Annotated in this window: 25 protein-coding genes and 1 pseudogene; 12 read left to right on the forward strand and 14 right to left on the reverse strand. The window is 67.9% G+C overall.

The genetic code is table 11. From position 1 onward, the window contains the following. Nucleotides 1-26: 26 nt before the first annotated feature. Together MJQ72_RS13955 and MJQ72_RS13960 are read right to left on the reverse strand one after the other, a co-directional pair. Nucleotides 27-851 carry an NAD(P)H-binding protein gene (locus MJQ72_RS13955; RefSeq protein ID WP_240599576.1) on the reverse strand — a complete coding sequence of 275 codons (825 nt, stop codon included), beginning with the start codon at nt 849-851 and terminating at the stop codon, nt 27-29. After that, on the reverse strand, nt 848-1,456 hold the full coding sequence (locus MJQ72_RS13960) for an antibiotic biosynthesis monooxygenase (RefSeq protein ID WP_240599577.1): 609 nt from the start codon (nt 1,454-1,456) through the stop codon (nt 848-850). Before MJQ72_RS13960 ends, MJQ72_RS13955 begins: the two co-directional genes overlap by 4 nt. 52 nt (nt 1,457-1,508) lie before the next feature. On the opposite strand from MJQ72_RS13960, the gene soxR reads away from it, so the two are divergent. Next, a complete protein-coding gene (soxR, locus tag MJQ72_RS13965) occupies nt 1,509-1,955 on the forward strand; it encodes a redox-sensitive transcriptional activator SoxR (RefSeq protein WP_240599578.1) in 447 nt (148 codons plus the stop codon). On the opposite strand, the gene MJQ72_RS13970 is transcribed toward soxR, so the two are convergent. From MJQ72_RS13970 to MJQ72_RS13980, 3 genes are all read right to left on the reverse strand, one after another. Then, complete coding sequence (locus MJQ72_RS13970) at nt 1,945-3,165, reverse strand: RNA polymerase sigma factor (protein WP_240599579.1); 1,221 nt, start codon at nt 3,163-3,165, stop codon at nt 1,945-1,947. The genes soxR and MJQ72_RS13970 overlap by 11 nt on opposite strands. Then, on the reverse strand, nt 3,153-3,521 hold the full coding sequence (locus MJQ72_RS13975; protein WP_240599580.1) for a YciI family protein: 369 nt from the start codon (nt 3,519-3,521) through the stop codon (nt 3,153-3,155). The genes MJQ72_RS13970 and MJQ72_RS13975 overlap by 13 nt, the downstream gene beginning before the upstream one ends. A gap of 112 nt (nt 3,522-3,633) precedes the next feature. Beyond that, nucleotides 3,634-5,157 carry a trypsin-like serine protease gene (locus MJQ72_RS13980; protein WP_240599581.1) on the reverse strand — a complete coding sequence of 508 codons (1,524 nt, stop codon included), beginning with the start codon at nt 5,155-5,157 and terminating at the stop codon, nt 3,634-3,636. 166 nt (nt 5,158-5,323) lie between these two features. Here MJQ72_RS13980 and MJQ72_RS13985 point away from each other — a divergent pair, with 166 nt between their 5' ends. Then, the gene (locus MJQ72_RS13985) at nt 5,324-6,091 is read left to right on the forward strand and encodes an SDR family oxidoreductase (RefSeq protein ID WP_240599582.1); all 768 of its coding nucleotides are present in this window, start codon (nt 5,324-5,326) and stop codon (nt 6,089-6,091) included. Here the strand turns inward: MJQ72_RS13985 and MJQ72_RS13990 are convergent, their stop codons facing one another. Further along, complete coding sequence (locus tag MJQ72_RS13990; protein ID WP_240599583.1) at nt 6,092-6,628, reverse strand: TetR/AcrR family transcriptional regulator; 537 nt, start codon at nt 6,626-6,628, stop codon at nt 6,092-6,094. A gap of 81 nt (nt 6,629-6,709) precedes the next feature. Here MJQ72_RS13990 and MJQ72_RS13995 point away from each other — a divergent pair, with 81 nt between their 5' ends. Then, on the forward strand, nt 6,710-7,195 hold the full coding sequence (locus tag MJQ72_RS13995; RefSeq protein ID WP_396426987.1) for a DoxX family protein: 486 nt from the start codon (nt 6,710-6,712) through the stop codon (nt 7,193-7,195). A gap of 51 nt (nt 7,196-7,246) precedes the next feature. Further along, nucleotides 7,247-7,402 (forward strand): hypothetical protein, encoded by a 156-nt coding sequence (locus tag MJQ72_RS14000; protein WP_240599584.1) that lies wholly within the window; start codon nt 7,247-7,249, stop codon nt 7,400-7,402. A 2-nt stretch (nt 7,403-7,404) separates the two neighbouring features. Here the strand turns inward: MJQ72_RS14000 and MJQ72_RS14005 are convergent, their stop codons facing one another. The 7 genes and pseudogenes from MJQ72_RS14005 to MJQ72_RS14030 form a co-directional block, all read right to left on the reverse strand. Further along, entirely contained in the window at nt 7,405-8,106 is a 702-nt protein-coding gene (locus MJQ72_RS14005) for a hypothetical protein (protein ID WP_240599585.1), read from the reverse strand. A 428-nt stretch (nt 8,107-8,534) separates the two neighbouring features. Next, nucleotides 8,535-9,751: pseudogene (locus tag MJQ72_RS14010) on the reverse strand (DUF222 domain-containing protein). A gap of 238 nt (nt 9,752-9,989) precedes the next feature. Beyond that, nucleotides 9,990-10,112, reverse strand: a complete 123-nt coding sequence (locus tag MJQ72_RS44615; protein WP_256464199.1) for a hypothetical protein — start codon at nt 10,110-10,112, stop codon at nt 9,990-9,992. A gap of 76 nt (nt 10,113-10,188) precedes the next feature. After that, nucleotides 10,189-14,172 carry a TIGR02680 family protein gene (locus MJQ72_RS14015; protein WP_240599586.1) on the reverse strand — a complete coding sequence of 1,328 codons (3,984 nt, stop codon included), beginning with the start codon at nt 14,170-14,172 and terminating at the stop codon, nt 10,189-10,191. Then, entirely contained in the window at nt 14,169-15,389 is a 1,221-nt protein-coding gene (locus MJQ72_RS14020) for a TIGR02678 family protein (protein WP_240599587.1), read from the reverse strand. The genes MJQ72_RS14015 and MJQ72_RS14020 overlap by 4 nt, the downstream gene beginning before the upstream one ends. Continuing rightward, complete coding sequence (locus tag MJQ72_RS14025; protein ID WP_240599588.1) at nt 15,386-16,879, reverse strand: TIGR02677 family protein; 1,494 nt, start codon at nt 16,877-16,879, stop codon at nt 15,386-15,388. The genes MJQ72_RS14020 and MJQ72_RS14025 overlap by 4 nt, the downstream gene beginning before the upstream one ends. Before the next feature lie 87 nt (nt 16,880-16,966). Beyond that, the gene (locus MJQ72_RS14030) at nt 16,967-17,296 is read right to left on the reverse strand and encodes a hypothetical protein (protein ID WP_240599589.1); all 330 of its coding nucleotides are present in this window, start codon (nt 17,294-17,296) and stop codon (nt 16,967-16,969) included. A gap of 108 nt (nt 17,297-17,404) precedes the next feature. Here MJQ72_RS14030 and msrA point away from each other — a divergent pair, with 108 nt between their 5' ends. Together msrA and MJQ72_RS14040 are read left to right on the forward strand one after the other, a co-directional pair. After that, nucleotides 17,405-17,899: a peptide-methionine (S)-S-oxide reductase MsrA gene (msrA, locus tag MJQ72_RS14035; protein ID WP_063273222.1), complete on the forward strand. Its 495-nt coding sequence runs from the start codon at nt 17,405-17,407 to the stop codon at nt 17,897-17,899. A 102-nt stretch (nt 17,900-18,001) separates the two neighbouring features. Continuing rightward, on the forward strand, nt 18,002-18,352 hold the full coding sequence (locus MJQ72_RS14040; RefSeq protein ID WP_240599590.1) for a molybdenum cofactor biosysynthesis protein: 351 nt from the start codon (nt 18,002-18,004) through the stop codon (nt 18,350-18,352). Here MJQ72_RS14040 and MJQ72_RS14045 read toward each other — a convergent pair. Next, nucleotides 18,323-18,901 (reverse strand): TetR/AcrR family transcriptional regulator, encoded by a 579-nt coding sequence (locus MJQ72_RS14045; protein WP_240599591.1) that lies wholly within the window; start codon nt 18,899-18,901, stop codon nt 18,323-18,325. The genes MJQ72_RS14040 and MJQ72_RS14045 overlap by 30 nt on opposite strands. Nucleotides 18,902-18,979: 78 nt before the next feature. Between MJQ72_RS14045 and MJQ72_RS14050 the strand changes: the two genes are divergently transcribed. From MJQ72_RS14050 to MJQ72_RS14075, 6 genes are all read left to right on the forward strand, one after another. Beyond that, entirely contained in the window at nt 18,980-19,366 is a 387-nt protein-coding gene (locus tag MJQ72_RS14050; protein WP_240599592.1) for a cupin, read from the forward strand. 143 nt (nt 19,367-19,509) lie between these two features. Beyond that, nucleotides 19,510-20,232: a hypothetical protein gene (locus MJQ72_RS14055; RefSeq protein ID WP_240599593.1), complete on the forward strand. Its 723-nt coding sequence runs from the start codon at nt 19,510-19,512 to the stop codon at nt 20,230-20,232. 60 nt (nt 20,233-20,292) lie between these two features. Then, nucleotides 20,293-20,589 carry a hypothetical protein gene (locus MJQ72_RS14060; protein ID WP_240599594.1) on the forward strand — a complete coding sequence of 99 codons (297 nt, stop codon included), beginning with the start codon at nt 20,293-20,295 and terminating at the stop codon, nt 20,587-20,589. Beyond that, nucleotides 20,589-21,767, forward strand: a complete 1,179-nt coding sequence (locus tag MJQ72_RS14065; RefSeq protein WP_240599595.1) for a wnt family protein — start codon at nt 20,589-20,591, stop codon at nt 21,765-21,767. The genes MJQ72_RS14060 and MJQ72_RS14065 overlap by 1 nt, the downstream gene beginning before the upstream one ends. Nucleotides 21,768-21,781: 14 nt before the next feature. Beyond that, nucleotides 21,782-22,216: a hypothetical protein gene (locus tag MJQ72_RS14070; protein ID WP_240599596.1), complete on the forward strand. Its 435-nt coding sequence runs from the start codon at nt 21,782-21,784 to the stop codon at nt 22,214-22,216. 458 nt (nt 22,217-22,674) lie between these two features. Beyond that, nucleotides 22,675-25,053 (forward strand): PaeR7I family type II restriction endonuclease, encoded by a 2,379-nt coding sequence (locus MJQ72_RS14075; RefSeq protein WP_240599597.1) that lies wholly within the window; start codon nt 22,675-22,677, stop codon nt 25,051-25,053. Nucleotides 25,054-25,227: the final 174 nt, after the last annotated feature.

Consider the following 25,227-nt stretch of genomic DNA (forward strand, 5'->3'; position numbering starts at 1 on the left):
GAACCGGTGTCGACACGAAGCCGAGTTTAGCGGAACGACGCGGCGTGCTCGGCCGCCCAGACCTCGAAGTCCAGCCCCGGCCTGCCGGTGACGTCCTGGACGATCGAGGTGACTTCGCCCGGTTTCGTCACCAGTTCCCGGAATCCGGTCAGCATCGTTTCGACGATGAAGTCCGGCATCTTGGCGAGCATGGCCGCACGTGCTTCTTCGAGCGGGATCTCCTCCCAGCGCGCCGGACGGCCCGCGGCATCGCCGATGATGCGGACCTGTTCGGCCTGCGTGAGCGGCCGCGTGCCGGTGAGCGTGTACTTGGCCCCCGCGTGCCCGGCGCCGGTCAGCGCTTCGACCGCCACCGCGGCGATGTCCTTCTCGTGGATCATCGGCATCGACGCCTCGCCGTAGACGCCGCGGACGACGCCGTCCGCGCGGATCGACGGCGCCCACCCGAGGGCATTCGTCGCGAAGGCGTGCGGCCGCAGGAAGGTCCACTCCACGCCCGCGGCTTCGATCGCCTCCTCGACGGTGCGATGCCAGGCGCCGATGGCGTTGTCCTGCTCCGCGAGGGAATCGTCGACGGCGCCCGAGGAAAGGAACACCACCCGCTTCACCCGTTCCCCGAGCAGCGACACCGTGGGGACCAGGGCCTCGGCGGCGCCGGAGAGCATCAGGAACACCGTGTCGACGCCGTCGAGTGCCGGAGCGATCGTTTCCGGTTCCGCCAGGTCGCCGCGGACGCCGTCCGGTGGCGGGTTCCGGCTCAGCGGCCGGACCGGGACGTCCCGCGCCCGCAGCTGGGCGACGACCTGCGAACCGACGTTGCCCGTCGCGCCGGCGACCAGGATCGGCTTCATGCCGCCACCGCCGAGAAGACCGGGCGGTACCGCTTGACCGACCCGCCCGACATCCCCGGGTAGGTCTGCACCTTCTTCCACAGGTCCGTCGTCCCGATGCCGTCGGCGCCCGGGGCAGAGAGTGCGGCGAGATGGGCTTCGGCGCTCGCCCATTCGGCGTAGTTCAGCACCCTGGTCCCGTCGGTGCTCACGTGGAAGAACCCCGAGATCCCGCCTTCCGGCCGGGCGGGTTCCGACGCGAGCGCTTCGAAGACGAGGTCGATCCAGTCGCGTTGCCGCCGCTCGTCGGGTCCTTCGAACTCGACCGAGACGATCACGAGGCAGCCTGGTGTCCCTTCGCCGCGCTGTCCGCGGTAGAGCTGGAACACGGGTGCGCCGTCCAAGCCTAGGATGGCGTCTTCGCTGGTCCACTGCTCGTAGGTGAAGGCGCCGTCGTGGTCGATGCCTTCGTACGCGGTGAAGGAAACGAGCCCTTCGTGGCTCTTGTACGCCGCCCGTGCCGCGTCGGCGTCCGGCCATTCCCGCGCCACCACGAAGGTCGTCCCGTCCGGCGTCGGCCAATGTCCTTTGTGGATGGTCATTTCGGAGGTCCCCTGTACTGTCATGCCTCCAGCATGAAACTTAAACAAGGGTTCAAGTCAAGCTAGGATCATGGGCATGTCCGAACTCCCGGCCGAACTCACCATCGGGGAGCTGTCCCGGCGCAGCGGTGTCGCCACCTCCGCCCTGCGCTTCTACGAACGCCAGGGCCTCATCAGCAGCAGGCGGACCAGCGGAAACCAGCGCCGCTACCCGCGTAGCGCGCTCCGCCTGGTTGCGTTCATCCGCGCGTCGCACCATCTCGGCATCCCGCTGGAGGTCATCGGCGGCGTGCTCGACTTCCTGCCCGAGGGCGCCGCGCCGGACCACGCGTTCTGGCAACGGGCCTCCCAATGCTGGAGCGCCGAACTCAACAAGCGCATCGAGCAGCTGGAGTGCATGCGGGACCGGTTCACCGAATGCATCGGCTGCGGCTGCCTGTCCTTCGACCAGTGCGTACTGGTGAACCCCGGTGACGTCCTCGCCGCCAAGGGACCCGGACCGGCGCGGCTGATCAACGACTGAGCACGGCCAGTTTTCGTTCCAGCAGCCGTCGTTCGGCGCTGTTGCCCGCCTGCCGGATCGCCTCTTCGTACTCCTGGGCGGCTTCCGTCGTGCGGCCCGCGCGATGCAGCAGATCGGCGCGGATGGCGTGGTACAGGTGGTATCCCTCCAGGTCGAGGGCGTCGATCACGTCGAGCGCGATCGACGGGCCGCGTACCTCGGCGACCGCGACGGCCCGGTTGAGCGCGACGACGGGCGTCGGATTCATCGCGAGCAGCAGGTCGTACAGCTCGACGACCTGCGACCAGTCCGTGCTCGCGGTGTCGGCGGCGTCGCTGTGGACGGCGTTGATCGCCGCCTGGATCTGGTATGGCCCCGGCTGGTTCCGGCGCAGGCAGGCACGGACCAGCGCCTGCCCTTCGGCGATGAGCGCCCGATCCCAGCGGGACCGGTCCTGCTCCGCCAGCAGCACGACGTCGCCGTCCTCGCCGGTGCGGGCGGCGCGACGCGACTCGGTGAGCAGCATCAGCGCCAGGAGCCCGGTGGCCTCCGGTTCGTCGGGCATGAGGCCGGCCAGCAGCCTGCCGAGCTGGATCGCCTCGGCGCACAGGTCCTCCCGCACCAGCCGCTCGCCCGAGCTGGCCGCGTACCCCTCGTTGAACACGAGGTAGATCACGGCGAGCACCGAACGCAGCCGGTCCGGCAGGTCGGCGTCGCCGGGCACGCGATACGGGATCTTCGCGTCGCGGATCTTGCCCTTCGCCCGGACCAGCCGCTGGGCCATCGTCGTCTCGGGGACGAAGAACGCGTGCGCGATTTCGGCCGTGGTCAAGCCGCCCAGCAGTTTCAGCGTCAGCGCGACCTGCGCGGGGACGGCGAGCGCGGGGTGACAGCAGGTGAAGATCAGGCGTAGGCGGTCGTCGCGCACCGGGCCCTCCTCCACTGGTTCACTGTCCGCGTTGAGCAGCGCGGCCTGGGCGTGCTTGTCGTCGCGCGCGGCTTCCCGGCGCAGACGGTCGACGGCCTTGTTACGGGCGGTCTTGATGATCCAGCCCGCCGGGCTCGGCGGTGGACCGCTGGACGGCCACCGGTCCACCGCCTCGGCGAAGGCGTCCTGGACCGCGTCTTCGGCGATGTCGATGCTGCCGAAGACGCGGACCAGCACGGATACCGCGCGGCCGTACTCCTGTGCGAAGACGCGGCCGATGTCTTCGGAGGTCAGGGCACGCACGAAGGGTCTTCCACACCCTGGAACGGCCGGACCTCGACCGGGAGATAGGTGATCTCGGCGATCCGGCGGCCCCAGTCGAGCGCGGCGTCCAGATCCGGCACCTCGACGATGGTGAAACCGCCGAGATGTTCCTTCCCTTCGAGGTACGGGCCGTCGAGCGTCGCGATCTGACCGTTCTCCGAGGCGCGCAGCACGGTCGCCGTGGTCGGCGGGTGCAGGCCGGCGGCGAACACCCACACCCCCGCGGTCTTCATCTCGTCGTTGAGCGCCTGGATCTTGCGCGTCACCGTTTCGAGGAACTCCGGCGGCGGGAGGGGGCCGTCGGGGTGGTACAGGCTGATCAGGTACTGGGTCATGGCGTCCTCCTCGTTCGTGCGGACTTTCACTCCCTATACGAAGGGCGACCCGCCGATTCGACAGCGACGGCGATCTTTCCGGTTTTTTTCTTTCCGCGCACTTCGTCGCAGGTCAGGCGGGCAGACGGCAGCCGGGGCGGGACAGGTCGAGCCGTGAGCCCTTGGCCAGGCAGGCGGAGATCCGGTGGACCTGCTGGCCGTAGCCGCGGCCCTTCACCGCGGTCACGGTGCCGTCCCGGCCGACCTCGCACGGGTTGCCCTCGGTGCATCGCCCACCGTCCCGGTTGTGGGTGTTGTTGATGCCCTTCACCGTATTCCCGTCGAGGGTCAAAAGCGCCGAGCCGGAGCGGCCGGGCCTGCTCGCGCAGGTGTCGCTCGGGGCGTAGCGGACCGCGTCGTCCTGCTGATACCCGGCCTCACGCAGATGCGGCACCACCGCCTCGATCGTGCATCGCGGGCGGCCGCTCGCGTAGGCCATGAGCAGCCGGTCCCCGGCACGCATCGGGGTGGTGGCCAGCCGGAAGACCTTCGCGCCTTCCTTGGCCAGCTGTGCGTAGGTCTTGTCCAGCCGGTACAGCGCGATGTCGGTGCCGGTCATGGTCGCGTACACCAATCGGGTGGCGCGGGCGCTGCTCTTCGGGTAGCCGTCCCGGCCGGCGATGGTGACCGGACGGGGCAGGTCGGCGGGCCGGTCGACCAGTGCCTTTCCCGGGGCGGGACGCCCGCTCGGCACGCAATGGCCGTTGGTCAGCGCCAGTGCCGGGTCCTGGGGACGCGCGGAGGCCGCACGCACCACCGCGCCGACGCAGTCGCCCACCGCGGCCGTGCCCTCCACGTTCGGGCCGGGGTCGTCCGGCGGGACGTCGGTTCCGGTCACGACGCCGTTGATCCAGGCCGAGTTCTTCGCGACGTCGGTGTACATGTCGGGGAAGTCGGCGCCCCGGATACCCGGCCCGATGACCGTTCCGGCCAGCGCCCAGCCATCACCCGAACGGACGAGGGCGGGGCCACCGGAATCCGTCGTCCCCGGCCCGACCGGCGGATCGGTGCGGCCGACGCACAACGGCAGGGTGCTCCCGTCGTCGTCCCAGCAGCGGTCGAGCGGCACGACCTCGGTGTCCGCTTCGCGCAGCTTGCTCGGGAAACACTTCGGGTCGGTGAAGTCGCCGCAGCCGGTCGAGGCTGCGCCCCAGCCGAGGATGCGGACGGGGCTGCCGACGGCGGGGGAGCTGCCGGCGAGCCGGATGGGCTTGGCTCGTACCGGTTCGCGCAGGTGCAGCAGCGCGATGTCCTCGCCGGGCGGGTTGTAGGAGAGGTGGCGCCGGTAGAACTTGTCGATGTCGGTGACTTCGCCCCCGGTGGTGGTGTCCAGCGAGCCGACGCGGACCTTCCAGCCGCGGGGGACGCCCGCCGTCGCGCCGTTCGGGGTGTTGGCGCAATGGCCTGCGGTGACCGCCCACTGGGGCGCGATGAGCACCGCCCCGCACCGATGGCCGTCCGGGCGGGGCGAGTCGTATTGAAGCGAGACCATGAAGTCGTAGGGCGTGGTGGACTCGGCGCCGCCGATGACGGCCGACGCGGGAGCGGCGGTGGCCGTCATGACGGTCAGCGCGAGCGCGAGGGATCGGATTCGCATACGGGTCACGCTGGCCGGTCCGTGTCCGCGGAACTCGATGAACACGTAACAGTTCCGCGCGCGGCCTGACTGGTACTGCCGGACCCAGGTTGAACAGACCATGCCATCTCCGTGCGTGGCCCGGTTTTCTTGATTCGTCACCCGAGTCCACTTAGGAGAAACAAAGATGACGAACTCCCAGGCACCGCACGCGAACAGGGTCGCCGTCGTCACCGGAGCGTCCAGCGGGATCGGCGAAGCGGCCGCCCGGCGGCTCGCCGCCTCCGGTGCGGCGGTCGCGCTCGTCGCCCGCCGGGCCGACCGGCTGGAAACCCTGGCCAAGGAGATCGAGCGGGACGGCGGCTCCGCGCTCGTGCTCGCGGCCGATGTCGCCGACGCCGAGGCGATGCGGGCCGCGGCGGCCGAGGTCGAAGCGAAACTGGGCCGCGCGGACCTGCTGTTCAACAACGCCGGCGTGATGCTGGCCGCGCCGATCGACGAACTCGCCACCGGCGACTGGCAGCGCATGATCGACGTCAACATGACCGGCCTGATGAACGCCATCGGCGCCTTCGTCCCGCATCTGGTCGCTTCGGCGGCCGAAAAGGGTGTCGCGGACCTGGTGAACACCTCGTCCATCGGCGCGCAGGCCGTCTTCCCGTCCTTCGCCGTGTACGTCGCTTCGAAGGCATACGTGACGCACCTGTCGAAGAACCTTCGCGCCGACCTCGGTCCGAAGGGAGTTCGGGTCGCGGCGATCGAGCCGGGCCTGGTCGAGACCGAACTGCAGGGGCACGTCACCGACGCCGGAGCGCTGGAGTGGCTGGACGGCGCGCGCGAGACGCTGACCTGGCTGAAGCCGGAGGACATCGCCGAGACCGTGGCGTTCCTGACCTCGCTCCCGGCGCGGGTGAACCTTCAGCAGGTCACCGTGATGCCCACCGCGCAGGTTTGATCACGGGAACAGGATCCGGGCGATCGCGCGGGCGGCGGTGTCCGGATCCTCCTGGAGTTCGGCGCGCAACGCGCCGGTAAGCCACAGATTCGCGAAACCGTGCATCAACGACCACGCGGCGACGCCCGCCATCGCGTCGTCGCTGACCGACGACGCGCCGCTGGTCAGCAAGGCGCCCGCGCGGTCACGAGCGGCGGTCAACGCGGGGTCGTCCTCACGGTGGAGCTCCGGGCGGAACATCACCTCGAAATGCGCGCGATGCTCGATCGCGAAGCGCACGTACGCCACCCCGACCTCGACGAAGCCCCGGTCGCCCTCGGCCGCGAGCGCGTCCGCGAGCAGGTCGAACCCCTCGGCGGCCAGCGCCGTGAGCACCCCGGCCTTGTCGCCGAAATGGTGCCCCGGCCCGGCGTGCGAGACCCCCGCGCGCCGGGCGAGGTCGCGGAGGCTGATCCCCGCCGGGCCGTGTTCGGTGATGGCCGCGACGGCGGCGTCGAGCACGGCCCGGCGGAGGTCGCCGTGGTGGTAGGGACTCATGACGATGAATCTAGTCATTGACAAGATGGCAGGCAAGCGCGCATCTTGTCAGTGGAAAGATTCGCTGCCGCCTGGGAGGGCATGATCATGGATCCCGGTCTCGCACCCGTACTGATGCTGATCGGCGTCACGGCGACGTTGTTCCTGCTGGGCGTCTTCGGCGTCCAGCGGTTGAAGCCCTGGCCGGTCGCCGTGCGCGGCGGTGTCGCGGCACTGTTCGTCACCACCGGTCTCGCGCACTTCATCGGCTTGCGTGAGGAACTCGTCGCGATGGTGCCGCCCGCGCCGGAGCTGCTCGTCACCGTCACCGGTGTCCTCGAACTCGCGGGCGCCGCGGGAATGCTGTGGTCGCGCACCGCGCCGTGGGCGTCCGCCGGGCTGACGCTGTTGTTGCTCGGAATGTTCCCGGCGAACGTGTACAAGGCCCTGCACGGACCGGTGACTTCGACGATGGACGAACTGGTGCCGCGAAGTCTCATGCAGGTGGTCTTCCTGGCCGCGACGGTGTCTCTCGTGGCGCATTACGCGCGTACGCCGGACAGACCCTTTTCCCAAAGGAGACCTTAAGTCTTTCCCAAGTCCGGGCCCCTTCCCCGGGAATGCCCCTACCCTCTGAGAATGAAGATCTCATTGTGGATCGGATTCTGTGGGCTGTGCATCCTCGCCGGGCACATGCTTCTCGGTGCTGTCGGTGTCGTACTGCTGATGAGCTGCCTCCCGGCGGGGAACGAACACGAATCCGGTGACAGGAAAGCACCCGCGCGCCTGGCCTGAGCTCAGCCCAGCGCGCTGGCCAAGGCGAGGCCGCCCAGAACCGGAACGGCGATCGCCGCGAACAACACCGTCCGGCGGCTCGGTTTGGGACTTTCCAGTAATGCGCGGACACCGGCCGGAACCAACGCGAGACAAAGTCCGGCGGTGCCGATGATCGACACGATTTCGGCGCCCTTGAGAACACCGAGCGGCAGAAGTCCCATCGTCGCCAGCCCGATCGACCCGGCGACACCGAGCACTTTCGCCCGATAGGCGGCGAAAGCGAGCACGTACCAGCCGAACATGATCGTGAACGACAGAAAACTGAACAGATGCAGGTCCTGGTACGACTCGCCGACCACACTCTCGGCGAAACCGGCACCACGGTGCTCGACGAGCCCCTGCGCGGCCTGATCGATCCCGGCGTGGAAGGTCCGCTCGAAGAGTCCGAAAAGGACGAACAAGCCACCCCAGGCGGCCAAGGCCGGCCTGGTGCGGCCGATCTTCGTGGCGAGCGCGACGATCGCGGGCCACAGCACGACATTGCCCGCCAGGAAACACGTGTACGCGGCGGTCATCAGCGCGGGATGCTCGCTCATCGCCCTCAGCTGCTCGGGGAAGAAGAAGTCGAAACGTGACCGCAGCAGCGTTCCGGTGAGCAGCAGGAGCGGGCCGAGGATCATCGAGACCGCGGCTATGCGGCGGCCCGGGAAGACGTTTTCCATGCTTGTGAGCGTGCCGCTGGTGGTGGCTGTGCGGATCGGTGCAGGGGCCGATTTCCGGGGTCAGACCGTGGGTGGAGTCTTGAGAGGTTGCTTCGGGCTGTCGTCGCTTTTCGGCGATGGCGGACTTGTCGGCGACTGAATCCCGCACCGCCGATCTCCTGACCCCGGAACCGGCGACACGGCAGCGGATCCGCTACAGCGACCTCCGGACCGGCCGGACCGGCGACGCCCTCCGTGCGCAACTCGCCTGTCGCCGTTTTCTGGCAACACGCCGGAACAGCGGAGGACTTTGTCAGCGTGGGTTTCGGCTGAGCCCAGCCCGCCGCACACAACTCGCCTGTTTCCGGCGATGGACCGGAACAGCGGAACCCGTCCGCGGCTGAAGCCTTTTCGCGCAATCGGCCTGTCGCCGGTTTCCGGCGACGGGCTCAGAACGGTGGTTCGTCGGCTGGCTGGGGTTCGTGCAGCGGCGGCGGTGTGCTGGTGTGGCGTTGTCCGGTGGGAGTGGTGATGGTGAGGGCGCCGTCCGAGCTAAGTCGGTAGTTCCAGCCGGGTTCGTAATTCAAACGATGGTCGCGACGGCAGAGGTCGACGAGTTCGGTGTCGGCGGTGTGGCCGCCGTGTTGCCAGGGCAGGGAATGGTCGAGGGCGCAGGCTTGGGCGGGGCGGTGGCAGCCGGGTCTTCGGCATTCGCGGTCCCGCACCCGCACGAACTCGGCGAGACCGGCGGTGGGCCGGTAGCGGTCGCGGCCGAGGTCGAGGACCTGCCCGGAGAGCGGGTCAGTGATGATCCGCCGCAGCACAGTGTTCTCGCCGGCGGCGATATGGCGGGCGAGCGCGGCGGGGATCGTGCCGTGCCCGGCCAGCTCCGCTGGGGCGTTGTCGAGTCCGAGGTAGGTGAACAAATCCATGTACAGGAAGACTTCGCTGCGTTCGCTGGTGCCGCCCTTCCCGCCGAGCAACAGATCGATCGCGACGTCGGCGCGTAGTTGATCGAGGGTACGGGTTTCGCCGCCGGCTCTGAGGGCTCTCGCTTCGCGGTCGATGCGTTGGTAGGCGGCGGTGACCTTCTCGACCGGGCCGTCCTCGACCTCGATCGAGGCGACCCGGTCTCCCCGTGCCGCACGGTGAGACGGCGGCCGTCGCGATGACGCTCGGCGCGTTTGCCGGCGCCTTCGGGGTCGATGGTGTTCGCCGCGTGATTGGCGGCCTTCCGGACCTGATCCGGGTTCTTGTCCGCGATCCGGTCTTCCAACACCGCGTCGACCGCGCGAGCGTCCTCATCGGAAAGCCACGCGGTCGCCGAAGCGACTTTCATCGCGCTGAACCCGGCCAGCTTCCCCTCATCCATGAGGTTCAGGGTGCGGGGCAGGCGGCTGGTCACCGCGTCGGCCGCCGCGACCAGCGCACCCGCGTGATTGTCCCCAATGGACAACGCGAATGCGACCTCCTGCGTCACGCTTTGCGCGCCGTCGCGATGCCGCCTCAGCTGCGCGAGTGCCCGGAACCGGACCGCCTCCAACCGTGCGATCCCCGCCGACGCCGCCTGCGCGAGCGCGATGGAATCCTTGTCGTCCAACGAATCCACCGCGGTATTCACTGCCGAAAGCAGCTCAGTATCGGTGAGATTCTCCAGTAGCGCCACCGGCGCGGAATGTGTGTCCACTCCGCGAACATACGACCCGTCACCGACAATTCCCGGCCTTTTGCGAGAGTGCGACATTGCCGATTTTCGGCAATGAGATCTGTCGGCCATGCGCTCTGGTCGGCGTCGCCGTTTTTCGGCAACCACACCCGGCGAAAGACCGCAGGCCCCGACAACCAGCCGCTCTCCCGGAAAGCCCCAATGCCCGGCCCGAAGACCGGACACCCGCGTTCCCCGCTCAGTCGGTATCGAGCGCCACCGCGACATCCCCGACCGGCAACGGGAATTCGCCGACCTTGGTCGCCCCGCCGGTGAGCAGATCGACCGTCTGGAACGTCGACGGGCCGGCGAACATGCGCAACCCGCACATCCTCCGCGGGAACGTAGCGAGCCCTCCCACACGCACAAGGAATAACGACGGAAAGGGCCCGCTCAGGCTAATGTCCCGCCGGCTGGAGGTCGTGTCCGTTCCAGGTGAACCGGGCCGTGGTGACCGCGTCTTCGCCGTCGCCGCCGGTGATGAGCTGATGGATCCCGACGCCGCCGAGTTCGGCGTAGGTGCACCATTCGTGGTCCGAAGTCAGCATCAGGTCGAGGTCGAGCGCGGACAGCAGGCCGAACACCTGCCCCCGGTTGGTGGTGTCGACGCCGACGAACACCTCGTCGAGCAGGATCACCCTCGGCGCCTCGGGCGCGGCCTGGTAGTGCGCGGCGACGGCGGCGAACAGCGGCAGATGCAGCGCGATCGCCTTCTCCCCACCGGAAAGCGCGCCGTGCAGCTTCTTGGTCAGCAGCTGCCAGCCCGCCCCGTTCGCGCGGTCCACCTTGACCACGAACCGGTGCCACGACGTGTAATCGAAGACCTGGGCGAGCTGCTGCTCCCAGCTGGTCGCCGTGTCGTCCGCCTTCGCCTGCTCGACGCGCTCACGGAAGAACTTGTGCAGTGACACACGGTCTTCGGCGGTCAGCTGATCCGGATCCTTCAGCAGCAGGTCCCGCGCGGTCTTGGTGCCCGGCGGCAGATCCGGGGAGACCTGCCAGACCAGCCGGACGGCGACCCTCGACGCGGTCCGCACGCGTTCCAGCCGCGCGTTCATGCCGTCGACGAGGTCGTTGGCCTGCCGGATACGGGCCGCGAGGTGACGGCGGGTGTCGCCGGTCAGGGTCTTGTCGAACAGGTCGCTCTCGCGATCGGTGATCTCGTGCCTGCTCTGTTCCGCTTCCGCGTAAAGGATCTTCAGCAGTTCGGCCGCGCCGACCCGCAGCCCGTCGACGACGGCGGTGAAGATCTGGACGTCCTCGTCGGTCTCCAGATCGAGTTCCGCGCGCGAGCTGAGCGTGTTCCGGCAGGTGTGCACGGCCTCCGAGAGCCGGTGCAGTGCCTCGCCGAGGTTGCTCGGCGCGTGCGGCACGGACGGCCACGCCGCGGCCACCAGCCGGGCCGTGTCGAGCGCCGCGCGGACACTCTCGGACGCGGACAAGGTGGCCTGGAATTTCGGCAGGTCCTCGATCCCGCCGTCCGCGGGGAAGATCCCGGTGGCGAGCTTCCGGAACCGGAGCGCCGCCGCGTCCTGCTTCTTGGCGGCGTCTTCGCGGGCCCGCGCGTCGGTCGTCCGCCGGACGCCGAGCGCGCCCAGCGAAACCGCGAGCTCCTTGGCGTCGGCGTTCGCGGCGCGGAGTTCGCCCGAGAGTTCACGCAGTTTCGTGCGCAGGCCGTCGATTTCGGCGAGCACCTCGCGCTGGCCGGTGCCGACCGTCCCGTCGATCGCGTCGAGCATCGCGGTGAGCTTGGTGCGTTCGGCCTCCGCGTCGGAGGCCTCCTCCTCGCGCCGGGCCGCGTTCGCCTCCGACCGGTCCGCCTGCTCGGCGCACAGCTCGGCACGCTGGGTCGCGGTGAGCAGGTTTCCGTTCTCGTACAACCAGTTCTCGCCCTGGTCGGAGTAGATGCGCAGGGCCGTGGCGAGTGCGGCCAGCGGCGCCCGCTCGGTCGGCAACCCGGACTCCGAAGCCTGGGCGGTCAGCTCGTGCAGCGCGGTCTTGGCCTCGATCTCCAACGCGCCGACGGCCGCCTCCAGATGCCGGACGGCGGCGTCGGCGGCGGTCAGCTCGGCCTCGGCCGTGGTCAGTTCCCCGGTCGCGGCAAGGAGATCGTCGTGACCGGGGCGGGCGGCGCGTTCGATCTTGATCAGCTCGCGCCTGCCGCGCAACGCGGCCAGCTCGCCCTCCAGCTCGGCGATGGTCTTCTCACGGAGGGAGATCTTGTCTCGCAGCCCGGCGATACGGCGTTCGCGGGCGCGCAGGCGCGCGGAACCACCGATGTACGCCGGAGCGTCCTTCGTCCAGCTGCCCGACAGGCTGCCCATCCGCCAGCCACCGTCCGCGCCGATCGCCGCGGGACCGGCGGGAAGCGTGTCGTCGAAGGCGATCACTTCGAGGATCCGGCGGATCTTCGTAGGGGAGACCTCGGCGTCGGGTTCCGGCACGAGGACGTCGGCGAGCGAACGACCGGAGGCCACCGGCAGAGTCCCGGACTCCGCGAGCACGTCGTGTCCGTCGACGACGCCGTGGGAGTTCACCCAGGCGTCCAGCAGGCCGGCGCCTTCGAGCGCGGCCTCGATCCCCGCGTGGCTGCTTTCCGGGACCGAGCCGGCGAAATCGACCAGCCGCCACAGCGGCGCGCCGCTCATCTCGGCCCGGTCCGCGGTGCGGGTTCGCGGCGACTCGGGCGCGAGGATGTCTTCGGTTTCGAGTACGCCCGCTTCGACGAGAAGCTCGTCGTGCTCGGTTCGCGCGGTGGCCAGCGCGGCACCCGTCGCCGCCTCCCGCCGGATGATGTCTTCGAGCACGGCCTCGGCGACGGCGCCGAGCCTGCCCAGCAGCGAAACCTCCGCCTCGGCGTCCCGGACGACCGCTTCGACGTCGGGGAACCGCAGCTCACGGCAGCCGATCGCCCATTCGGCGAGCCGGGTGCGCAGATCGCTCAGCGCGAGCTCCCGGGTCGCCGTCGTGAGGTCCACTCGCTCCTGCGCGACCGAGAAATCCGCTCGGGCGCGGTCCAGGTCCGCTTCGGCCTGGTGACGCCGCCCGACGGCGCGTTCGTGTTTGTCCAGCGCCCGCCCGAGCGCCTCGACCTGGTCGCGTTTGCCGCGCACGGCGGCCTGCAGCAACGGGCGGAGCCGGGCCGGTTCGTCCAGCCCTGCGACGAGTTCGTCGTGCACCCCGGCCAGGTTCGCGCGGGTCGCGGCGGCGCGGACCTCGGTTTCCAGCGAGCGCACGAGGTCGGCCTGCCGTTTCGCGACCTGCTTCGCCGCCCGCGAGCGCTCCTCGTCGGCGTCCGCCTCGGCACGGAGCCGATCGGCGTCCGCGCGCAGCGCCTCCGCTTTCTCACGCGTGGACAAGGCCCGTTGCCGCAGCTTGTCGAGCTCCTGGCCCTTGCGGTACGACTCGGATTCGGTCAGCCCCGAGAGCCGTGCTTCGGCCTCTTCGACGTCCTTTTCGAGCTTCTCCGCCCGTGCCTCGGCGGCCTCCTTCTTCGCCGCGACCTCGTCGTACTCCTCGGCCGAACGGCGTGCCGCCGCGGCGAGTTCGTCGAGTTCCGTGGTCGCGTCGATGAGGTTCGCGGCGCCCGCGCGCAGCACACGCTGGGCGTAGGTCTTCTGCCGTGCGGCGAGCGCGCGGGTCGCGTCGACCTCGGTCTCCAGCGAGCCCAGCCGTTCGCGCTGCGCGTCGAGCCGCTCGAAACCCTCGGCGAGATCCGCGATCTCCTGCTGTCCCAACGGCGGAAGCGCGCGGGAGAGCAGATTGGACAGCAGGCTCGGGTCGAGCCGCTGGGAGAGTTTGGGCATCCGCAGCTGCAGCAGTGCGGTGATCAGCGCGTCGTAGCGCTGTTCGCTCAAGGTGGGGAACAGTTTCGCGCGGATCGCCGCGCGGTATTCGGTCGCGCCCTCGTGCACGGTCCCGTGCTCGCCGAGGGCCTCCTCCAGCGCGTTCTTGGTCAGCGGCTGACCGGCCTCGTTGACCAGCGGCAAGCCGTCGCCCACGCGCAGATCGGTGGTGAAGAAGTCGGCGTGCACCGTGCTGGTGTGCGTACTGGCCTGCAGCCGCGCGCCGCAGGTGAACCACTTCTCGCCCGCCATACCGAATTCGAGCCAGACGTAGCCGACACGCGTGGCGCCGGAAGCGCCTTCGCCCATCAGGTTCCAGTGCATGCTGCGTTCGCTGGTGCCGAAGGTCGACAACCGGTTGGCGCGCAGGCTCGCGTCGAACAGGAACGGCAGCAGGAGTTCCAGCGCCTTCGACTTCCCGCTCCCGTTGGGGCCGCGCAGCAGCAGGCGCCCGTCGTGGAACTCGAAGATCTCGTCGTAGTAGCGCCAGATGTTGAGGATGCCCGCACGGGAGGGGATCCACCTCGTCACGGTCACGGCGCCTCCTCGGTGCGGTCGGTGTACCTCGCGGCGGCTGGGAGCGGCCGGACGAGTTCGGCTTCGGTGCGGACCAGGCCGAATCCGGTCAGCACGGCGAGCGCGTCGACGGTCAGCCGACGCACCCCGTCCTTGCCCCGGTACGTCTTGGCCCAGCGCGGGAAGCGTTTCAGCAGTTTGGCGGTGGCCTTCTGCAGATAGTCGGTGGTGCGCGGCTCGTCCAGCGCGTCGAGCAGCAGGAGCGCGGCGACCTTGGCGTTGCTGCCGTCGTCCGGGAACTTCTCGTCGGTGGCCAGCCCGTCGACATCGACGAGCAGCACGCCCTCGGCGCGTTCTTCGAGGACGAAGCCGCCCTGCTCCGCGGCACGCCGCAGCAGCTGGCGCCCGGTCGGCGTGCCGAGGTACGCGCGTTCCTCCGCGGTCAGTTCGGCGAAGTACAGCACCGGATCGTCGACGAGACGGCGGAACACCGTGTGCCGCAGCCACAGGTTCCGCTGGACGTCCGACGCGCTCGGCGTGTCCTCGTGGCGGCCCGACGAAAGGCCGTAGCGCTGCTCGTGCGACACCGCCTCCAGCAGCTCCTCGAACCGCAGTGCGACGTCGTCGGCGGGAACGGCCAGCTGCGACGGCCCGACCGGCGCGGCGAGCAGCCGCAGCAACAACGTCGCGTCGACGCGGAACAGCACCTTCGCCGCCGGATCGTCCACAAAGGACTCCGGGTCGCCGTCGGCGGCTTCGAGGACGCCGAAGGACTCCAGCAGCCTGAGGACGTCCACGAACGCCAGCCGCTCCGCCCGGACGGCGCCGTCGAAGGAGGTGACGAGGTCGTCGGCGGCGCTCGCCTGCGCGACGCGGCCGGCGAGCAGGCCGATGGTGGTCACCGGCACGGTCAGCAGTTCGGCCGCCACCACGCACAGCAGGACGTAGCGGCGGCGGTCGAACGCCGCGCGCCCGGAGCGCAGCCGCCGCGCCGGACGGGTGGGATCGGCGGCCGCGCGCACCTTGACCAGCCGGGCGTAGCCGAGCCGCGGTTCGACCGTGAGCGTCCAGCCGCAGTAGTAGTCGAACCACTGCCGGATGGGCTCGCGGCGACGGCGGATGAGGTCGAAGGTCTCGGGGGAGCCGCGTTCGCCGATCAACGGGGTGGCCAGCAGGGCCCGGATCCCGCGCGCGACCTCTTCGCGTTCCGCGATGACCAGTTGGTTCGTGAGGCTCACGCACCGCCTCCGGCCGTGCTGATCTCGATCTCGTAGTCGGGGCCGCGGAAGACGCCGCTAGTGGTGGTCAACCGGGCGACCGCGCCGTTCCGCGGCGGCCGCAGGACGATCTCGATCTGCCCGTCGGACGTCGTGCTCCGCCGGGTGCCCTCCGCGCCGGGAGGCCTGCCCAGCGCCTGACCCAGCAGGTCGAGCAGGCGCTCGAAAACGGTGTGGTCCAGCTTCTCGAACGCGGAAAGCCGCACGACGCCGCCGGTGTCGAGCATGTTCCACGCCGCTTCGAGTTCGGCGCGCTCCGCGATCGCCTGCTGGACCCGTGCCGCCCTGATCGCGGTGACGTCGCGAACCCGCCCGGTCCTGGTGAACCGCTCGGTGCGGCCGGCGGAGCGAAGCAGCTCGGACACCTCGACCGGCGGCGCGTCGAGCCATGAGGCCGTCGTGCTGACCACCTCCGGGTCGGCGTGGGCGAGATGCGCGTGCCGCGCGGAGCTCAGCCCGAACATCGTGGACCACAGGCGATGCAGGTCCTCCTGCGCCGGGACGACGGTGAACCACCGCGCCAGCTCCCGGAAATCGGCGACCGCGCTGCTCGCGCGCCGCCGCGACTCGGTGATCCGGTCGAGGACCTGGAGAAGCGTGATGATCGCCCGTCGCGCGAGGTTGTGAAGGTCCTCGACCCGCGGTGTCGTCCCGTCCTCGGGCAGGAACCAAGCGCGCAGCCCGTCCCAGCGCGCCTTGCGGACGTCGAGCCAGCGCTGATCCGGCGTGCGAAGGGTCGCCCCGTTGAGCGCTCGCCGGTGCACGCGCTCGATGCCGTGGTCGTCGATCTCCTTGATGCGGGTGGCGATCGTGTGGGTGTGATGTTCCAGGTCGTTCAGGAACTCCTGCAGATACGCGACCGTCGCCGCCTTGACCTCGTGAAACGTCGCGAGGTCGGCCTCCGCGTGCAGCAGGCGCTGGAGGTCGCCATTGAAGCGCTTCGTGTTGTCGCGGAACGTTTCGAGGTGGCCCTCGACTTCGGCGAGCGTGCTGAACACCCGCCGGTCGGTGCCGTCTTCGAGCTGCTTCGCGAGCTCACCGAGCCGCTCGCCCAGCGCTTCGAGCGTCGCGGACTGGAGCGCTCCGGAGGCGTTGAGCACCTCGTTCGCGCGGACCACACCCGCGTACGCCGCCTCGCCCTGCCGGGTCAGCGCGTACTGGAGGTTGCGGCGCTCGTACTCGGACGCGGTCCGGTAGTCGCCCGCGTGACTCTGGACGACGTCCAGCTGGCCCTGGCCCTTGAGCTGGTCCAACGCTTTGACGAGGTCTTCGTCGTCGAGCGTCTCCAGCCAGCCGACCTCGCGCAGCCTCGTGCGGACGTCGTCGATCCCGAGCGCCGTCTCCAGCCGTTCGTTCGCCTCGCCGAAGGCGTGCAGGATCGCCAGGGGGAGCCCGGATCTGCTCCCGTCGGTGAAACGGAACAGCTCGGGCGGTACACGGAACGGATCCATGCGTCCTCCGGCGGATGGTGCGTGGAGGTACACGTTAGGGGGTCACCCAGGCGAGTCCGAACGGCCCATCTTTTTCACGCAGAGTGCTCACGTCGTGAACATCTCGAGACGCACCGTCGTCCCTTCGACGGTGACCTTGCGGTAGACGCGGCGACCGTCCACGACCCGGTCGTCGTTCATGACCCCGGGTGCGAAGTTCGACGCTTCGAGCAGCTTGGGCACGTCCTCCGCCGGAAGCGTGAGGACGACGACGTAGCGCGAGTCGATGCCCCGGTCGTGCTGCGTCTCCAGCACCTTGCCGCTCGCGGGCATGGAGATCCCGCCGAATCGGAAGGCGTCTTCCGGCGTCGGGCCCGGTGGGGCCGTCGCGCAGCCGGCGAGGAAGAGGAGGGCGAGGACCGCGAGCAGGGTTTTCACCTACCGTGAGACGCACGGCGGACGTAAGCGTTCCGTCACACTTGGACGGGGATGACAGGGCGGGTGCGACACGTTGTACTGGGTGTCAACGACCGAAGGAGATCTACAGTGACGGAAAAGGCTGTTCTCGCGGGCGGCTGCTTCTGGGGCATGCAGGACCTGTTCCGCCGGCACCCCGGGGTCGTCTCCACCAGGGTCGGCTACACCGGCGGCGACGTGCCGAACGCGACCTACCGCAACCACGGCTCCCACGCCGAAGGCATCGAGATCGTCTTCGACCCGGCGCAGCTGACGTATCGGCAGATCCTGGAGTTCTTCTTCCAGATCCACGACCCGACGACCCGCAACCGCCAGGGCAACGACATCGGCACCAGCTACCGGTCGGCGATCTTCTACACCGACGACAAGCAGAAGCAGGTCGCCGAGCAGACGATCGCGGACGTCGACGCCTCCGGCAAATGGCCGGGCAAGGTGGTCACCGAGGTGACCCAGGCCGGTGACTTCTGGGAAGCCGAGCCGGAGCACCAGGACTACCTGGAGCGCATCCCGAACGGCTACACCTGCCACTACGTGCGGCCGGAATGGCAGCTCGGCGAGCGCTGATCGTCGCGCTGCACGTCTCTTCGGTGCACGCCTACGAGGGCCGTCCAGCCGACGGCCCTCGCCCCGACCCCGCTCCGGTCGGTCTCGCGCGACCACGTCGAGGTGCGCGCGGGACTGGGGCTGGTGGGGGACCGGTACTTCAACCATCCCGCGCATCGTTCCGCCGCGGTCACGCTCTTCTCTGCTGCTGTCCCTGGCGATCCGCTGCTTGCCCGGCGGAACATCGTGCTCTCGGGCTTCGACGTGGACGCTCTGCCGCGGGGCTCGGTCGTGACCCTGGACTCCGGTGACGGCCCGGTGCGCTTCGAGGTCCACCGGCCCGCGAATCCGTGCGCCTGGATGGACGTCGTCTACCCTTCGGGCACTTTCCGTGCTTTGCGGGGCCGCGGTGGGAAACGCTGCGTGCCGCTGGACGACGGCGTCCTACGCGTCGGGCCGGTAGAGATCTACTAAGCCTTTCTTGATCTGCTCCGGCGTCATGCTTTGCCGCTGGTAGACGTACTGTGCCGCCGCCAGCGGAGCGAGTAGCGCGTCGGCCCGGAAATGCGCGTCCGCCTTCGGGTCGATCTCGCTGATCAACGCGACCAGATGACTGTGGTGCAGCCGGTACGCGCCGGTCGTGAACCGCGCCATCGGCGTCTCGGTCTCCGCGACCATGAGCAACTCGCCGTGCGTCTCAAGCCTGTCGACGTACTTTTCGAGAAACGCCCTGAGCCTTCGGGGCGCCGACGCCCCCGGCCCGAGTGGCGGCGGCCCGCTGATGAAGGCCTCCTGGAACTCGCGCTCGTTCTCGTCGAGCAGCGCCTGCGCCAACGCCCCCTTGTCCGGGAAGCGCCGATACACGGTCCCGATCCCGACGCCCGCCTCCGCCGCGACCTCGTCCAACGCGAGCCCGTCGATCCCTTTGGCCGCAACGAGCTTGGCCGCCGCGCGGACGATCTTCTGCCGGTTGCGAGCCGCGTCCGCCCGCTCTATCGGCCCGGAACCTGCGATGGGAAGCACCCCGCGAGCCTAACCGGTGGACAAGTGGAACTTTCTCCAGTTAACTAAGTGGAGAAACTTCCACTTAAGGAGACGCGGATGTCCGTCGAACACTTCACCAGCGACGACGCTTCGACCTGGTTTCAGCGGCTCGACCAGCGGATCTTCCTGGCCGACGTCCTCGCGCAAGACAGCGGCGCGGCGATGTCCGTCGGCTTCGCCCGCTACGGCAAAGGGGAGAAGAACCCCTGGAAGATGACCTACGACGAGGCCCTCGTCATCACTTCGGGCGTTTTCACCGTCGAGGGCCCTTCGGGCTCGGTGACAGCTCAGGCCGGCGAGGTGATCTACCTGCGTTCCGGCGCCGAGGTGGTCTACGTGGCGGAGGAGGACACGGAACTCGTCTATGTCACCTATCCGCATTGGCTGGCCGCCACGGAGTCTTCAGTCGAGGCGCATCGCCTCGACGACTTCCACGAGGCCTGAAGTCCGGAAATCGTGGCATCGGCCGCTGTTTCGTGCGGATTCATATGATTTCGACGTCCGCTTGGCGTACTTGGAATCCCTGATTCGAGTTCATGGCCTATTGCTATCCTGCGGCGTACGTCGATCGCCGGAGGGGGTTCGGAATGGGGAAGAAGAAAACGAAAACAAGCGGCCCTCCTCCGTGGACCCAGCGCGACGAGGTGCTGCGCTACACCTGTTATCTCGCGGCCATGCTGGCGGGCGGGCACGATCTCAGCCGGACGCCGGAAGTGCTCGCTCCTTTTCCGGCGGTCAACGCCGATGACGAGCGTCTGTGGGCGGTAGGTCAATTCATTCTTTCCGACTTTCGGGCGCTGGGGGACGGTAGCTGGCAAGTCAATACGCCGATGGTCTTCGGTACCGGAGCGGTGGGGGTGGGTTTGGTCGCCGGCTCGCTGATCGGCGGAGCCGTCGCCAAGTCCCGGGCACGCGCGGCCGCACAGGCGGCTGCGGTGCCTCGATGGGTGCCGGTAACCCGGGGTTCCCTGTATGTCAGCAGCTACGGCTTCTACATGTACACGCCGCAGGTGCTCAGGTGGCATTGGAGCGCTATCACCTCGGCGAGCATCGTGGCCCCTGCGACCTTGCATTTCACCGGGGAGAGTGTCGACGGCCCCATTTCGCGGCTTCTGCAGTCGGACTATGCGGAACTGGTGTTCGTCAGCTGGGCGCTCGATCAGCATCGGCAGCATCCGCAACTGGTGACGGGTGGCTGGCTGCCGCAAGGCTGGCTCCACCACGCCGATTTCCACGGCAGGCAACCCGATGCGGTTCCCGGGCTGCTGCCGGCTTTGCCGTCGGCGGAAACGTCGGTGACCACCGACTGAATCGACCCCCTTGAACCTCCCAAACAGGACAAGTAGCCTCAAACCGAGGGGGAGGGGTAAATGACGGGGTTCGAAGCTGATCCAAAGGCCCTGCGTGACGCGGCTGATCAGGCAAAGCGTGCCGCAGGAATCGTTCGCGAGCTGGATCTGGAGCGGGTGGCTGCGCTTTCCGGCGCATTGACCGGAACCGAGTCGGCGAAGACAGCCGCCGAGCTCGGCCCACATTGGGAGAATTCCATCGGTGTCTGGGCGACGGGTGTGGATTCCTATGCGGAATCGCTGACCACCGCCGCGACCGCGTACCGCGCCCGAGATGACGCCGGTGAGCAGGAACTCGACGGGCCGGGTGGTCATTGATGGTCGCCTGGGCCGATGTCAGCCAATGGAAGGCTGACGGGATAGGACAGATCGGTGACCACTTGGCCGCGCAGAACCGCCAGGTGCTCGGGTTGCAGGACGAGATCGACGGTGCCAAGCCCGCCGGGTGGGCCGGGGAAGCAGCGGACGCGGCGGCCGAGAACCTTCGCGCCCGATGCCAGGAACTCGAGGATCTGGCGGCGCGCTTGTCCGCGGCCGTGAAGATCATCGACGATACGGAGCAGGCTGTGCGCGATCTGGTGCGCAGCGTCGAGACGACCGAGGACTTCGCCGCCAAGAACGGTTTCCGGATCGACAACGGCAAGGTCGTCGAGACCGAGGAAGCCACCGGGTTCCTCTCCAGCGTGCTCCTGCAAGTCGAGGTGGAAGCCATCCTGGCGCGCGCCGGCCAGATCGACACCGAACTGAACTCCGTGCTCAAGCGCATCATGGCAGGCGAGATCGGTGACGCCGGTGCGACGACGTTGGCCGCGGCCGCCGCGGCAGGCGAAGACCGTATCGCCGACGAACAGCGGCATCGCGATCTCCTGGCGAAGTACCAGGTCAAGACGGACGGCACGACAGTGTGGCCGAGTGGTCTGACGGGTTGGCTCGCGGAACGGGCGGGTTTCACGAAGGAGAAGATCACTCAAGCCGAGGCCAAGCTGCTCGACGATCTGCAGATGCGCAAGGGTCTGCTCGGACTCAAGGAGTTCGCCGACATCCGGCAGGACGCCTTGCATGTCGCCGAGGGCAAGTTCGAGGGCAAAGGCCTGACCGACGGGCACGCCGACGCGTTCCGCCACGCCTACTGGAACGCGATGATGACGCAGCGGTACGGGGAGGAATGGGCCCGCGACTTCGCCACGGCGCACGAGCGGAACCCGTCCAGCCACCACGTCCCGGTGGCCATGGACCTGCACAACAACGAGGTCGGCCGCGCGATCGCCCGGGCCAACCCGGACGCCAGCCCCGAGCAGATGGCGAACCTGATCGAACAAGCCGTCAAGGACGGCAAAATGGTGGTCATCGACAAGAACGACACACTGGTATCGTCCAACGAATCGCCTCCTGGCGAGACCCGCGAAACCAAGAACAAGCCTTGGCCCACGGACAATCCGGGGCGCAACGACGACCACGACCCCGGCGAACCGTCGGCGTATCCGGACCAATACTGACCATGCGCTTGATAGTGACTCTGCTCGCCCTGCTCGCCTTCATGGCGGGCTGCGGCACGAGCACCCCAGGAGTGACAGTGGAATTCGACGAAGGTCTCGAAAAGACGATCGGCGATCTCGCCCGGACAGGCGGCTCGCGACCGCTCAAGGAGCTGGCACCCGGCGACTGGACGTCGGTGCACATCCTCACCGGCCCCGCTTCAGGCGCACGAATCGAACGCGAACTCGGCCGGCCAGTCACCGTCGAGGGCGATGGCACGCACAGCGGGGACTATGTCCAGGACGGCAACCTGCTGGTGTTCGACCGGGACGGCTCCACCACGCGGATGGTCAGCCTCGGCACTCTCGCTGCCCTTGGGGAGGGGAAGTACCGGGCCGATGTGGTCTTGCGGGCGCAGGGTGGGGCGATCACGATGACGAACCCGGACGGCCGCCCCGCGGGTCGCTGATAGGGCCGATCTGGGTTTGGGAAACCAAATCGCGACCACCTCAGGGCATTCCCGCCAACGGACGAAGTGTTGTCTCGGCGAGTAAGTCGGCCGAGCGGCGAGTTTCAGCTTGAGCTGGTCGTCCAGCCGCTCGCAGCTTGCTCGTGATGGCAGCACCGGCAACTGCGTATAACAGTCGTCCGGTGCTGGATCGACTCGATCATGCGAGGACGATCTTGCGAGGAAGCCGTTGGTTCACGAGTCTCAGTTGCAACCCTGCTCCGCAGCCTCGTCTAGTCTGCGGACAGCCCATGCTTGCGTCCTACGCGATGAGTCTGGACCTGCGACTGCGATCGACGTCACATGCGGGCGAAGGGACGCCTCCGAACCGGCAATGCCTCGATGTGGATGACCCGTTGGAAGGACGCATCTGTCGTGTCGGGCGCGGAACCGTCAGTGGCCGTCTCTAGAGTAGCGGGGTGACCTTGACTGCTCCCACGCCGGCAATCAACTACGGCGAGTTTTTCACTCGCCGCTGGGTGGTCGACGTTCTGCTCGATATCACCGGCTACACCGCCGATCGCGACCTTGGCTCGCTGCATCTGCTTGAACCGTCGTGCGGGTCCGGGGCGTTTCTTGGTCCGGCGGTCGAACGCTTGATCTCCTCCGCGCGGGCCTATGGGCATGATCTTGCGTTGCTCGGCGACGCTGTCCGCGCGTACGACTTGCAGTCGAAGCACGTCAAGACCGCCCGCCAGGTCTGCCGCGACTTGCTTGTTGCCGCAGGTGCGCCTGAGGATACCGCAACCGCACTCGCGAAAACCTGGGTGCGTCGTCAGGACTTTCTTCTTCCCGGTGTCGACGACCTGCCCGCCGATGTAGCCATCGGTAACCCTCCGTACATCCGTTACGACGACCTCGACGCCGGCACGGCGATCGAGTACCGCCGTACATGGAGAACCATGAAGGGCCGCGGAGACATATACGTGGGTTTCTACGAGCGATGCCTCGCAATGCTGAAACCCGGCGGCCGGGTCGGTTTCATCTGCGCCGACCGCTGGATGCGGAACCAGTACGGCGAGGATTTGCGGGATCTGGTGTCGTCCCGATATGCGGTCGAGCACGTTTGGACCATGCACGATGTCGACGCGTTCGAATCCGAAGTCTCCGCTTACCCGGCGATCACGGTGCTAGCCAATCAACCGCAGGGCACGGCGGTCGTGGCGGACGCTACTGCCGCGTTCGGCGAAACCTCGGCTCAGGCATTGGCCAAGTGGTCTCGGGATGAATCGATGACGCACTTCACCGACACTGGCGTTAGGGCACACCGCCTCCCGCATTGGTTCCCAGCTGGCGAGATGTGGCCCACGGGTTCGCCGGCTCGCCTCGCCCTGATCGAGCGGCTCAACGACGGCTTCGCATCATTGCACGACGAGGCTACAGGTACTCGCGTCGCAATCGGTATCGCTACTGGTGCTGATAAGGCTTATGTAACCAAGGACGCTGGCGTGGCGGAGTCGGGGAGACTGTTGCCACTCTCGATGCGGCGAGACCTGATGTCGGGTTCGTTCGAGTGGCAGGGCAACTACTTGGTGAACCCATGGGACGCTGCCGGTAACCTCGTCGATCTTGCGGACTACCCGCGCCTTGCCGCCTACCTGGGCGCGCACCCGGCGATCAAAGATCGATTCGTCGCAAAGAAGAACCCTGATCGTTGGCATCGCACCATCGACAAAGTGAACACCTCGATCATCGACAAGCCGAAGCTGTTGCTGCAGGATATGAAGGCACGTATTCACCCGGTTCTGGAGCCCGGCGGCCACTATCCTCATCACAATCTCTATTACGTCGTCTCGGACATGTGGGACTTGGAAGTCCTCGGCGGGATCCTGCTGTCCCGGATCGCGCAAGCCTTCATCGAGGCATACTGTGTACGAATGCGCGGCGGAACCCTGCGGTTCCAGGCTCAGTATCTGAAGAAGATCCGTGTGCCGTCGCCAACTGCGATCCCCAGCGAACTCGCCGATGAGCTGCGCAGCGCTTTCCGGGCGCGCGACATCGAAGCTGCGACCACTGCTGCGGCACGAGTTTACGGAATCGACCTCTTGGAGTACGAGCTGACCGATACAGTGCCGACCATGTCTCGTGAAGATGTCGAACCACTCCTGGTCAACTGGTGGAAAGCGAAAAACGAGGCCGCCGCGAGGCTTCTCGCAGACGGCAAGTCGGACACTGGAGCGCAGGCGCGCGACGCGCGGCACATGCAGAGCATCTCGATGTTCGTAAGGCAGATGTTCGTGGACGCAGGGCTCGCCGAGTCGGACGTTACCGTGGACGGCATCGTTCCGGGTTACTACCGCCGCTCGAAGAACTGGGATGTGGTGGCGATGCACAAGGGCCATCTGGTGGGCCTTGTGGAGTTGAAGTCGCAAGCGTCGAGCTCGGGTAACAATGCGAACAACCGCATCGAAGAAGCGATTGGTAGCGCTGTCGACGCGAAGGCAGTACAGGAACTGACAGGAGCGTTCGGCAACCTCGGGGTCTGGACCGCGTGGTGTATGACATTTAACCGAGATGCGGAGAGTGGTCAACCCATTCGGTCGCGGAAGTCGAAAATCCGCATCCCCCTCGAGGACCCCGCGTTCAAGAGCATGACGTACGCTAGTCAGTACGCCATCGCGCTTGAACGGCTCATCTCGCAGAAGGTCTATGACGCAGGATGGATGGTGCTCACATGGCTCAACGATGACGGCACCGTTGATTACGTCGAGCCGATCCCGACTGCAACAGCCGAAACCTTGGCTACCCAGATCGAGGCGCGGGTCAAGTTCGCGATTCAAGCGCTGCGTAACGAGTAGCCGAGTCAGCCGAACCGATGTCCGACCCTGCAGGTCGGTGACGCTGCTTCGGGTCGAATTCCGTGTCAGACGAGTTCACTGGCGCTGTTCCCGCACTGGAGAATTCGATCTCCAATGCGGGCACAGCGCCATGACTCGCGTAGCCTGAACAAGTTGAATGTGATTCTTGTCGGA

The organism is Amycolatopsis sp. EV170708-02-1, from assembly GCF_022479115.1.
In the GTDB taxonomy this organism is placed as follows: domain Bacteria; phylum Actinomycetota; class Actinomycetes; order Mycobacteriales; family Pseudonocardiaceae; genus Amycolatopsis.

What these genes read in the sequence shown, in the direction of transcription:
- soxR (WP_240599578.1), top strand. Translation starts at nt 1,509, where the DNA reads ATGTCCGAACTCCCGGCCGAACTCACCATCGGGGAGCTGTCCCGGCGC.
- MJQ72_RS13955 (WP_240599576.1), bottom strand. Translation starts at nt 851, where the DNA reads ATGAAGCCGATCCTGGTCGCCGGCGCGACGGGCAACGTCGGTTCGCAG.
- MJQ72_RS14050 (WP_240599592.1), top strand. Translation starts at nt 18,980, where the DNA reads ATGTCCGTCGAACACTTCACCAGCGACGACGCTTCGACCTGGTTTCAG.
- MJQ72_RS14005 (WP_240599585.1), bottom strand. Translation starts at nt 8,106, where the DNA reads ATGGAAAACGTCTTCCCGGGCCGCCGCATAGCCGCGGTCTCGATGATC.
- MJQ72_RS13960 (WP_240599577.1), bottom strand. Translation starts at nt 1,456, where the DNA reads ATGACAGTACAGGGGACCTCCGAAATGACCATCCACAAAGGACATTGG.
- MJQ72_RS13975 (WP_240599580.1), bottom strand. Translation starts at nt 3,521, where the DNA reads ATGACCCAGTACCTGATCAGCCTGTACCACCCCGACGGCCCCCTCCCG.
- MJQ72_RS13980 (WP_240599581.1), bottom strand. Translation starts at nt 5,157, where the DNA reads ATGCGAATCCGATCCCTCGCGCTCGCGCTGACCGTCATGACGGCCACC.
- MJQ72_RS14060 (WP_240599594.1), top strand. Translation starts at nt 20,293, where the DNA reads ATGACGGGGTTCGAAGCTGATCCAAAGGCCCTGCGTGACGCGGCTGAT.
- MJQ72_RS13985 (WP_240599582.1), top strand. Translation starts at nt 5,324, where the DNA reads ATGACGAACTCCCAGGCACCGCACGCGAACAGGGTCGCCGTCGTCACC.
- MJQ72_RS14055 (WP_240599593.1), top strand. Translation starts at nt 19,510, where the DNA reads ATGGGGAAGAAGAAAACGAAAACAAGCGGCCCTCCTCCGTGGACCCAG.
- MJQ72_RS14065 (WP_240599595.1), top strand. Translation starts at nt 20,589, where the DNA reads ATGGTCGCCTGGGCCGATGTCAGCCAATGGAAGGCTGACGGGATAGGA.
- MJQ72_RS14000 (WP_240599584.1), top strand. Translation starts at nt 7,247, where the DNA reads ATGAAGATCTCATTGTGGATCGGATTCTGTGGGCTGTGCATCCTCGCC.
- MJQ72_RS13995 (WP_396426987.1), top strand. Translation starts at nt 6,710, where the DNA reads ATGATCATGGATCCCGGTCTCGCACCCGTACTGATGCTGATCGGCGTC.
- MJQ72_RS14025 (WP_240599588.1), bottom strand. Translation starts at nt 16,879, where the DNA reads ATGGATCCGTTCCGTGTACCGCCCGAGCTGTTCCGTTTCACCGACGGG.
- MJQ72_RS13990 (WP_240599583.1), bottom strand. Translation starts at nt 6,628, where the DNA reads ATGAGTCCCTACCACCACGGCGACCTCCGCCGGGCCGTGCTCGACGCC.